The 9,048-nt window shown below is 66.9% G+C and carries 10 protein-coding genes; 4 read left to right on the forward strand and 6 right to left on the reverse strand.

Going from position 1 to position 9,048, the window contains the following annotated elements; all coding sequences use genetic code 11:
• Window positions 1-111 precede the first annotated feature (111 nt).
• The 5 genes from ABZ004_RS40320 to ABZ004_RS40340 form a co-directional block, all read right to left on the reverse strand.
• A complete protein-coding gene (locus ABZ004_RS40320; protein ID WP_355687574.1) occupies window positions 112-864 on the reverse strand; it encodes a succinate dehydrogenase/fumarate reductase iron-sulfur subunit in 753 nt (250 codons plus the stop codon).
• Window positions 861-2,741 carry a fumarate reductase/succinate dehydrogenase flavoprotein subunit gene (locus ABZ004_RS40325; protein WP_355687576.1) on the reverse strand — a complete coding sequence of 627 codons (1,881 nt, stop codon included), beginning with the start codon at window positions 2,739-2,741 and terminating at the stop codon, window positions 861-863. The genes ABZ004_RS40320 and ABZ004_RS40325 overlap by 4 nt, the downstream gene beginning before the upstream one ends.
• 19 nt (window positions 2,742-2,760) lie before the next feature.
• Window positions 2,761-3,561, reverse strand: a complete 801-nt coding sequence (locus tag ABZ004_RS40330) for a hypothetical protein (RefSeq protein ID WP_355687578.1) — start codon at window positions 3,559-3,561, stop codon at window positions 2,761-2,763.
• A 79-nt stretch (window positions 3,562-3,640) separates the two neighbouring features.
• Window positions 3,641-3,934: a hypothetical protein gene (locus ABZ004_RS40335; protein ID WP_355687580.1), complete on the reverse strand. Its 294-nt coding sequence runs from the start codon at window positions 3,932-3,934 to the stop codon at window positions 3,641-3,643.
• Window positions 3,935-4,041: 107 nt separating this feature from the next.
• A complete protein-coding gene (locus ABZ004_RS40340; protein ID WP_355687581.1) occupies window positions 4,042-4,686 on the reverse strand; it encodes a hypothetical protein in 645 nt (214 codons plus the stop codon).
• Window positions 4,687-4,765: 79 nt separating this feature from the next.
• On the opposite strand from ABZ004_RS40340, the gene ABZ004_RS40345 reads away from it, so the two are divergent.
• Window positions 4,766-5,149: an NUDIX domain-containing protein gene (locus ABZ004_RS40345; RefSeq protein WP_355687583.1), complete on the forward strand. Its 384-nt coding sequence runs from the start codon at window positions 4,766-4,768 to the stop codon at window positions 5,147-5,149.
• On the opposite strand, the gene ABZ004_RS40350 is transcribed toward ABZ004_RS40345, so the two are convergent.
• Window positions 5,141-7,504: a tetratricopeptide repeat protein gene (locus tag ABZ004_RS40350; RefSeq protein ID WP_355687585.1), complete on the reverse strand. Its 2,364-nt coding sequence runs from the start codon at window positions 7,502-7,504 to the stop codon at window positions 5,141-5,143. The genes ABZ004_RS40345 and ABZ004_RS40350 overlap by 9 nt on opposite strands.
• Before the next feature lie 115 nt (window positions 7,505-7,619).
• On the opposite strand from ABZ004_RS40350, the gene ABZ004_RS40355 reads away from it, so the two are divergent.
• From ABZ004_RS40355 to ABZ004_RS40365, 3 genes are all read left to right on the forward strand, one after another.
• Window positions 7,620-7,916, forward strand: coding sequence for a LuxR C-terminal-related transcriptional regulator (locus ABZ004_RS40355; RefSeq protein WP_355687587.1), 297 nt, complete (start codon window positions 7,620-7,622; stop codon window positions 7,914-7,916).
• A 68-nt stretch (window positions 7,917-7,984) separates the two neighbouring features.
• The gene (gene mshB / locus ABZ004_RS40360; protein WP_355687588.1) at window positions 7,985-8,893 is read left to right on the forward strand and encodes an N-acetyl-1-D-myo-inositol-2-amino-2-deoxy-alpha-D-glucopyranoside deacetylase; all 909 of its coding nucleotides are present in this window, start codon (window positions 7,985-7,987) and stop codon (window positions 8,891-8,893) included.
• A 19-nt stretch (window positions 8,894-8,912) separates the two neighbouring features.
• Window positions 8,913-9,048: helix-turn-helix transcriptional regulator (locus tag ABZ004_RS40365; protein ID WP_355687590.1), on the forward strand; the 136-nt coding region annotated here is incomplete at its 3' end.

Raw genomic sequence — 9,048 nt, forward strand, 5'->3', positions numbered from 1 at the left:
TATGTGTCTGTTTGTATCAAATCCTTTTTTTTTGCTTTTTCCCACGGTCAGGGTGAGTCGGTTTTCTGGGCGCCGGTTTGTTCTTATGTTGGGGGCGGCCTTCTGCGGGTACTACGCGTCGCGGCGGCGGATTTTGTTGCCTAGCCAGACGATGGGGTCGTACTTGCGGTCGGCGACTCGTTCCTTCATCGGGATGAGGGCGTTGTCGGTGATCTTGATGTGTTCGGGGCAGACCTCGGTGCAGCACTTGGTGATGTTGCAGAAGCCGAGGCCGTGTTCTTCCTGGGCTGCCTTCTGGCGGTCGGCGGCGTCGAGCGGGTGCATGTCCAGCTCGGCGATGCGCATCAGGAAACGCGGACCGGAGAAGGCTTCCTTGTTCTCCTCGTGGTCACGGATCACGTGGCAGGTGTCCTGGCACAGGAAGCACTCGATGCACTTGCGGAACTCCTGCGAGCGCTCCACGTCGACCTGCTGCATCCGGTACTCGCCCGGCTTCAGGTCGGCCGGCGGGGAGAACGCGGGGACCTCGCGCGCCTTCTGGTAGTTGAAGGAGACGTCGGTGACGAGGTCCTTGATCACCGGGAAGGTCCGCATCGGGGTGACCGTGACGGTCTCGCCCTCCTCGAACGTGTTCATCCGGCACATGCACATCAGCTTCGGCATGCCGTTGATCTCGGCGCTGCAGGAGCCGCACTTGCCGGCCTTGCAGTTCCAGCGGACCGCGAGATCCGGGGTCTGGGTCGCCTGCAGCCGGTGGATGACGTCGAGGACGACCTCGCCCTCGTTGACCTCGACCTCGAAGTCCTGCAGCTCACCACCCTCTGCGTCACCACGCCAGACGCGGAACTTGGCTTGGTAGCTCATGCCGGCAGTTCCTCCTCAGTCAGGTACTTCTTCAGCTCGTCGAGCTCGAACAGTTCGAGCAGGTCGTCGCGCATCGGGATCTGGTCCTTCTTGACCACGGTCACCCCGTCGCCGTCGCTCTGCAGCGAGCAGACCAGCAGCAGCTTGCGCCACTCGGCGTTCATGCCCGGGAAGTCGTCGCGGGTGTGACCGCCACGGGACTCCTCACGCAGCAGCGCCGCCTTCGCGACGCACTCCGACACGGTCAGCATGTTGCGCAGGTCCAGCGCGAGGTGCCAGCCCGGGTTGAACTGCCGGTGCCCCTCGACCGTCATCTTCGCGATCCGGCCGCGGAACTCGGCCAGCCGGGCCAGCGCCTGCTCGATCTCGTCCGCCCTGCGGATGATGCCGACCAGGTCGTTCATCGACTGCTGGAGTTCCTGGTGGATCGTGTACGGGTTCTCGCCACCCTCGAGCTCGAACGGCGCGAGCGCCTCGGCAGCGGCAGCGTCGACATCAGCCTCGGAGATCTTCGGCCGGTTGGAGCCGAGCGATTCGACGTACATCGCCGCACCGGCACCGGCGCGGCGGCCGAAGACGAGCAGGTCGGACAGCGAGTTGCCGCCGAGCCGGTTCGACCCGTGCATCCCGCCGGCCACCTCGCCCGCGGCGTACAGGCCCTTGACCGAGGACTGCGCGGTGTCCGGCTCGACCTCGACGCCACCCATCACGTAGTGACAGGTCGGGCCGACCTCCATCGGCTCCGCGGTGATGTCGACGTCCGCCAGCTCCTTGAACTGGTGGTACATCGAGGGCAGCCGGCGCTGGATCTCCTCGGCGGGCAGCCGCGAGGAGACGTCCAGGAAGACCCCGCCGTGCGGCGTACCGCGGCCGGCCTTGACCTCGGAGTTGATCGCCCGGGCGACCTCGTCGCGGGGCAGCAGCTCCGGTGGGCGCCGGTTGTTGTCGGCGTCCTTGTACCAGCGGTCGGCCTCTTCCTCGGTCTCCGCGTACTGCGCGCGGAACACGTCCGGCACATAGTCGAACATGAACCGCTTGCCCTCGGAGTTCTTCAGTACTCCGCCGTCGCCGCGCACCGACTCGGTGACCAGGATGCCCTTCACCGACGGCGGCCAGACCATGCCGGTCGGGTGGAACTGGATGAACTCCATGTTGATCAGGGTCGCGCCGGCCCGCATCGCGAGGGCGTGCCCGTCACCGGTGTACTCCCACGAGTTCGAGGTGACCTTGAACGACTTGCCGACGCCGCCGGTGGCCAGGATGACGGCCGGCGCGTCGAACAGGATGAACCGGCCGGACTCACGCCAGTAGCCGAAGGCACCGGAGATCGCGTCCCCATCCTTCAGCAGCTCGGTGATCGTGCACTCGGCATACACCTTGAGGTTGGCCTCGTAGTCGCCGGTGGCCTTGAAGTCCTCCTGCTGCAGCGAGACGATCTTCTGCTGCAGGGTGCGGATCAGTTCCAGGCCGGTGCGGTCGCCGACGTGCGCGAGCCGCGGGTAGGTGTGGCCGCCGAAGTTGCGCTGGCTGATCTTGCCGTCCGGCGTACGGTCGAACAGCGCGCCGTACGTCTCCAGTTCCCAGACCCGGTCGGGGGCTTCCTGCGCGTGCAGTTCGGCCATCCGCCAGTTGTTCAGGAACTTCCCGCCGCGCATGGTGTCGACGTAGTGGGTCTTCCAGTTGTCGTTCGCGTTCGCGTTGCCCATTGCCGCCGCGCAGCCGCCCTCGGCCATCACGGTGTGCGCCTTGCCGAACAGGGACTTGCAGACGATCGCGGTGCGCTTGCCCTGCTCGCGCGCCTCGATCGCCGCGCGGAGTCCGGCGCCGCCGGCCCCGATCACGATCACGTCGTATTGGTGTCGTTCCAGCTCAGTCATAAGTGTCAGTGCGTCCGAATCAGTTGAAGAGGCGCAGGTCGGAGAACCAGCCGGCCGAGACCGACATGATGTACGCGTCGGTGATGATCACGGTGAAGAGCGAGATCATCGCGTACGTGCCGTGCTTGGGGTTCAGCTTCGACACGAAGGTCCAGTACCGGTAGCGCAACGGGTGCTTGGAGAAGTTCTTCAGCCGGCCGCCGACGATGTGCCGGCAGGCGTGGCAGGACAGCGTGTACATCCACAGCATCACCAGGTTGATCCAGATGATCAGCGTGCCCAGGCCGATGCCGAAGCCGCCGTCCTTGCCATGGAAGGCCTGCACGCCGTCGTACACGTTGAGCAGACCGAAGACCAGCGCGCCGTAGAAGAAGTAGCGGTGCAGGTTCACCGCGGTCAGCGGGAACTTGCGCTCGCCGTTGTACTTCTTGTGCGGCTCCGGCACCGCGCAGGCGCCCGGGGCGAGCAGCAGCGAGCGCCAGCCCGCCTTGCGGTAGTAGTAGCAAGTACCGCGGAAGCCGGCCAGTACGGCGAACGTGATGATGCTGAATGGGAGCACCCGAGGGAAGTCCCCGAACCAGGTGCCCAGGTGACTCGAGCCCTCGACACAGGACGACGTCACGCACGGGGAGTACAGCGGGGTCAGGTAGTGGTACGCATCGACCCAGTAGTACTTGTTCATGAAGATCCGGACCGTCGCATAGACGACGAAGAAGCCCAGGATCACCCCGATCCGCAGCGGCGCGAGCCACCAGCGATCGGTTCGCAGTGTCTTCTGCTTGATCTGTGCGCGCCCAGGCGCACTCACTCCCGTGGCCATCAGAGCTGTCCTCGCTTCGCTGCGGGCAGCTCTGCTGGCGAGAAGCCGCTGTACTTATTGGTGCCCTCGCTCCGCTCGGTCACGGGGCCCGCCGGTCAGGTGCGCCGAAGCCTTCGTGCTCCGCGTCGGTCCACATGGACGCGTCGTATTCCACGTCGGGGATCTCCTCGAGTTCCTCCGGAACTGGTCCGGGTCTGTGATGCGGGTCGGGAGGGCCGAGTTCTGCCAGGTCGTCGCTCAGCCTGGCCACGTCGGACACCAACCGGCGAACGCCGAGGGTGTCACCGTACTCCTGGCTGAGCTTGCCGACTGTGGTGTGCAACACCTCGAGAGCACGCTGCACCGCTGCCACGGTGCTGTTGCCGTCGCCCATACCGACTCCAGTGATGGTTTTGTCGCTGTAAGTATGGGCACACTTTGCCCCTGACCGGCGCACAACGGAAGACCTGTCGGTACGGCGTGTTTCTTCTTAGGTTTACCTCAGTTGCCGATCGCCGACAGGTGGAGTAATGGAGTGAATCCGGCCTTCAGTACAACGAGATTCGCCGGTGGCGTCAGTACTTCGAACTGCCGGTGACCGGGCTCTTCTGAGGCTGCGCCGTACCCCTGCCACGACCACGGGAGCACCGATCCACCGAGCACAAGCGCGGGCGATCCGTCGTACCGGATCATCGCGCCGTCCGGCAGTTCGCCCAGTTCACCGACGGTGGTGCGTTGTCGCCGGGTGCGTGGTTCGACACGTTCCAGATGCAGTTGCGCGTCCATCTCGATGGCGCGGGGACGGGCGGCCAGACCGCGTCCGGCGGCCCACGCACCGGCGTACAGCAGGAAGTCTCTGCGCCGGCAGTAGGCACACGGACGATGGCCGGCGGCGAGGGCGACGGCTTCGTCGAAGAAGAACAGAGCGGTCCACCGGCCCGGTGGCATCGGGTCGCGTTGCACACCCTTCCAGTCGAGGACGCAGCAGATCCACGCCTTCGATTTCCAGCGGGTGGTGCCGAGTCGCCGGTCGGCGTTGTGCAGCGAGCCGCGGTTGCCCATCAGCAGACCGCGACCTGGCTCGGCCACGATCTCCTGGGTGGGCAACACCCTGTTCTGCAACGGCATGCCTGCATCGTGCCGCATGGCTCCGACAGTTTCTGGCACAGTGCGGGGCAGCAACTACGGACCGATGAATCGCGACACGCCGGGGATCAAGGGACCAATGACGGGTTATGGGCAGGTTGTGGTGGGGGTGGCGGTGGTTCGGGGTGGGCGGGTGTTGGTGGCTCGGCGGGGTGGGAATGACGGGGGGTGGGAGTTTCCGGGGGGGAAGGTCGAGGTTGGGGAGAGTGACGAGGGGGCGGGCGAACGGGAGCTCGAGGAGGAGCTCGGTCTGCAGGTGTTGGTCGGGAAGTCGTTCGGGCTGGAAGAGCCGATCGGCGAGAAGTACTTACTGCGCGTGTACTTCGCTGAGCTGGTCGCTGGCGAGCCGGTGCTGCATGAGCACGCCGAGATTCGGTGGGTAGGCGCGGCCGAGCTGGACACACTCGACTGGCTGGTCCCCGACCGACCGTTCCTACCTGTACTACGTGAGTACCTAGGCTGAGTTCAGCAGTTCGCGCAGAGGAGTAGCGGCTTGAGTGTTGTGCTGCTCGTGGATGGACAGTGCGATGCGCCACTCACGACGAGCCTCGGGAAGTAGCCCCTGCGCGCGACGGACTTCGCCGAGGCTCTGCCGGATGTCGGCTTCGCACAGCCAGTCGCCGTGTTGTCCTGCGATCGCCAGACCTTCGCTCTGGTACTCGCCTGCTTCGTCGTAGCGGCCTTGTGCCAGGCAGAGTCGACCCAGCTCGTTCAGTGCCTCTGCCTGCGAGATAGCTGCACCGGCTTTGCGGTAGAGATCCAGACTGTTGCGCAGAGCCTCAGCAGCAACGTCGTACTGACCGGCCTCGCGGTAGGCGACACCGATGTTCTGCGCCACCATGCCGCGGAACCGCTCCTGGCCGGGCTCGGTCAGGAGCTCCAGTGCTTCGTTGAAGAGTCGCCGGGCGTCCTCGGCAGCATCGGTCTTCAGGTAGAGCATTCCAAGTGCCAGGCAGGCCCAGGCAGCGCGCGGCGGGATTCCGAGGCGCAGACCGATCTCGCGTGCGCGTTCGGCGTACGGGATGCCGGCTGCGATCCGGCCGGTGCGTTCCAGGACGTGGCTGAGACTGCTCAGACAGAGCGCCTGCAGGTTGCCGTCGCCGGATGCCTCGGCCGCAGCGATTGCCCGGCGCAAGGGCTCGGCCGCTTGCTCATAGTTGCCCAGCTCGGCGTGCGCGGCGCCCAGGTCGTGGAGCACGAGTCCTTCGGCGATCCTGTCGTCGCCGTCGGCGGCCAGTTGAAGTACTGCCTCGTTGGCTTGGAGCCACTCGAGCCAAGCTCGCCGGAGTGCGTAGTACGCGTTCATGCCGACAGCCAGCTGTACTGCGAGTTCCGGGAAGTCGACGACTGCCTGTTGCAGGGTCGGGATCAGGTTGGACCGCTCGATGTCGAGCCAGAGCAGCACGTCGGCCTGGCTCGTCAGGTCTTCGGCACCCTCGAGCCAGGCGTGCTGGAGCCAGCCCTCTCGGGTCACACCGTGCCCGGCGTACTCACTGGCCTTCCAGACCACAGCGGACAGCCGCTTGATCCACCGAGTCTTCGCCTCGGCCCTGTCTTCCTTGGTCAGCATCTGCTCGGCCAGCTCGCGAGCAGCCACCCGAACTAGGTCGTGCAGCCGGTAGCGCCCAGGGCCTGGCGTGTTCAGCAAGTGCACATCCACCAGCCGCTCCAGCACTACGACTGCCTCTGGCTCAGGACTGTTGGACAGTGCAGCCGCCAGTGCTGAGGTCAGGTCCACACAGTCGGACAGACCGAGCAGAGCGAACATCGTCACCGCTTGCACGTCGACGGGATCGTCACTACCGGCCAACTGCTCGATGGACAACACCAGCGTGGCCCGTACGCCGGAGTCGTCGAGCTGTAGTTCGTCCAGGCGGCGCCGGCCGTCGGCTAGCCGCTCGGCAAGGTGCGCCACCGGCCAGGTGGGACGGGAGGCCAGCCGGGCGCCGGCCATCCGGATCGCCAGCGGTAGGCCACCACATTGACGGACTACCTCGGCACACTCCTCTTCCGGAGCATCCGGGCGTTCCGAGATACGCCGGAGCATCGCCACCGACTCCTCCAGCGGCGGCTCGCCCAGGTGGAACTGGCGACCGCCGAGCCCCGCCAGGCTCCGCCGGCTGGTCACGATGACGGCACAACCACCCATTCCGGGTAGCAGCGGCCGGACCTGCTCCTGGTCGGATGCATTGTCGAGCAAGAGGACCAGCCGGCGCGCTGCCAACGCCGTACGGAGGCGTCCGGAGGCGGTGGCGAGGTCTGCGCTGGGAGTCTCGCCCAGGTCTTCCAGGAGATAGGTCAGGGCGTCCAGCGGTTGCAGCGGCGGTCCGATGCCGAAGCCGCGCAGGTCGAGGTACAGCTGGCCGTCCTTGTAGTGGTCGGCGACCTGGTGAGCGGTGTGGATGGCCAGTGTGGTCTTGCCGATCCCGCCCATGCCGGTGATGGCGACCACATGGACGCCGTTGCCGCTGGTCAGGTAGTCGGTGAGGTCGGCAAGCTCGCTGACCCGGCCGGTGAAGTCGCCGCTCACGAACGGCAGCTGCCGGGGCGAGGAGGCAACCGCCGGTACGGTCTGCCGGTCCGGTCCCGTCTTCCCCCGCCGGGAGGCTGCGGCGACCAGGGCGGCGCGCTGGTCGCCGTCCAGGTGCAGTGCGTCGGCCAGGGCGTCGACGGTGCTGAGCTGGGGATACCGGCGGGTACCGCGCTCCAGCGTGCTGATCGCCTGGACGCTCACCTTGGAGACCGCCGCCAGTTCGTCCTGGGTGAAGCCGGCCGCGCTGCGGTGCCGTCGGAGCAGGGCAGCGAACTGAGAATCCACCCGTACCTCCCTCGATCGCACATTTGTATGGGTGAACTGTATGGGTTGTACCTGGTGGACCCGTCTGGCCCAGTCGAGAATTACGTCTGCTGGACAAACTGGGGAGGAGATGTGGATGTCGGTTTACCAGGCTGTCCCTGCGGTGCGGATCGAGGATTTCGCGCCGGAGGTCGTCTGCGAGGTCTATGAGCTGGGATCGCACCGCCGGACCGCGGCTGCCGCGAGTGACCTGACCAACCGTCAGGTGCTGATCGGCCGGCTGATGGCGACCGGTGCGAAGGACGCCGCGATCGCCCGGCAGCTCGGGCTGTCGCTGCGTACGGTGCGGGCCGAGATCAGTGCGCTGATCGCCGGGCTCGGAGCGCGCTCCCGGTTCCAGGCAGGCTGTCTGCTGGTCCGCCGCTTCGGCTGAGAGCCGGCAGCCGGCGGGCCCGCTGACGGCCCTGCGAAAGTGTCTGCGCTGCGACGTAGGCTGGCCGAATGAGCGAGCTTCCCGACCGCCGGCTGCTGCTGGTACATGCCCATCCCGACGACGAGACCATCAACAACGGCGCCACGATGGCCCGCTACGTGGCCGAGGGCGCGCACGTCACCTTGATCACCTGCACCCTCGGCGAGGAAGGCGAGGTCCTGGTCCCGGAGCTGGCCGACCTGGCCGCCGACAAGACCGACCAGCTCGGCAAGCACCGGGTCGGCGAGCTGGCCGCCGCGATGGACGAGCTCGGGGTCACCGACCACCGGTTCCTCGGCGGCGAGGGCAAGTACCGCGACACCGGGATGATCTACAACGACGAAGGCAACGCGGACGTCCCACCGCAGACCCGGCCGGACAGCTTCTGGCAGGCCGACCTGGTCGCGGCGGCGAACGACCTGGTCCCGGTGATCCGCGAGCTCCGCCCGCAGGTCCTGGTCACCTACGACGAGTACGGCAACTACGGCCACCCCGACCACATCCAGGCGCACCGGGTCGCCACCTACGCGGCCGCGCTCGCCGCCGCTCCGTCGTACCGGGAAGACCTCGGACCGGCGTGGGACATCGCGAAGATCTACTGGATGGCGATGTCGGAGGAGAGCTTCCGCGACAGCCTGCGCCGGCTCCGCGCGGCAGGCGACACCACCACCTTCGAGGGGATGGACCCGGAGGGGGACTACCCGATGGTCACCCCCGACCGGCTGATCGACTGCGTGATCGACGGCGAGGCCTATGTCGACCGCAAGATGAACGCGATGAAGGCGCACGCGACCCAGATCACCGTCGACGGACCCTTCTTCGCCCTGTCCAACAACAACGGGCACCAGATCTGGGCCAGCGAGCACTACCGGCTCGTCAAGGGCACCGCGGCGCCCGGCCCGGACGGCAAGGAACACGACCTGTTCGCCGGACTCTGACCGCCGGCGGGCCGCGACGATGCCGACCGTAGCCACCCTGATCCGGCAGTGGCGGGCCGAGGCCGGGCTGACCCAGGAGGCGCTGGCCAGCCAGGCCGGGCTCAGCGTCGAGGGCGTCCGCGCGCTCGAAGGAGGTCGCCGGTTGCGGCCGCGCC

The sequence above is a fragment of the Kribbella sp. NPDC006257 genome (assembly GCF_040613535.1).
Classification (GTDB): domain Bacteria; phylum Actinomycetota; class Actinomycetes; order Propionibacteriales; family Kribbellaceae; genus Kribbella.

Bases quoted from the DNA above. Each gene is read 5' to 3' on its own strand.
- ABZ004_RS40345 (WP_355687583.1), top strand. From the start codon at position 4,766: ATGACGGGTTATGGGCAGGTTGTGGTGGGGGTGGCGGTGGTTCGGGGT.
- mshB (WP_355687588.1), top strand. From the start codon at position 7,985: ATGAGCGAGCTTCCCGACCGCCGGCTGCTGCTGGTACATGCCCATCCC.
- ABZ004_RS40330 (WP_355687578.1), bottom strand. From the start codon at position 3,561: ATGGCCACGGGAGTGAGTGCGCCTGGGCGCGCACAGATCAAGCAGAAG.
- ABZ004_RS40335 (WP_355687580.1), bottom strand. From the start codon at position 3,934: ATGGGCGACGGCAACAGCACCGTGGCAGCGGTGCAGCGTGCTCTCGAG.
- ABZ004_RS40355 (WP_355687587.1), top strand. From the start codon at position 7,620: ATGTCGGTTTACCAGGCTGTCCCTGCGGTGCGGATCGAGGATTTCGCG.
- ABZ004_RS40340 (WP_355687581.1), bottom strand. From the start codon at position 4,686: ATGCGGCACGATGCAGGCATGCCGTTGCAGAACAGGGTGTTGCCCACC.
- ABZ004_RS40325 (WP_355687576.1), bottom strand. From the start codon at position 2,741: ATGACTGAGCTGGAACGACACCAATACGACGTGATCGTGATCGGGGCC.
- ABZ004_RS40320 (WP_355687574.1), bottom strand. From the start codon at position 864: ATGAGCTACCAAGCCAAGTTCCGCGTCTGGCGTGGTGACGCAGAGGGT.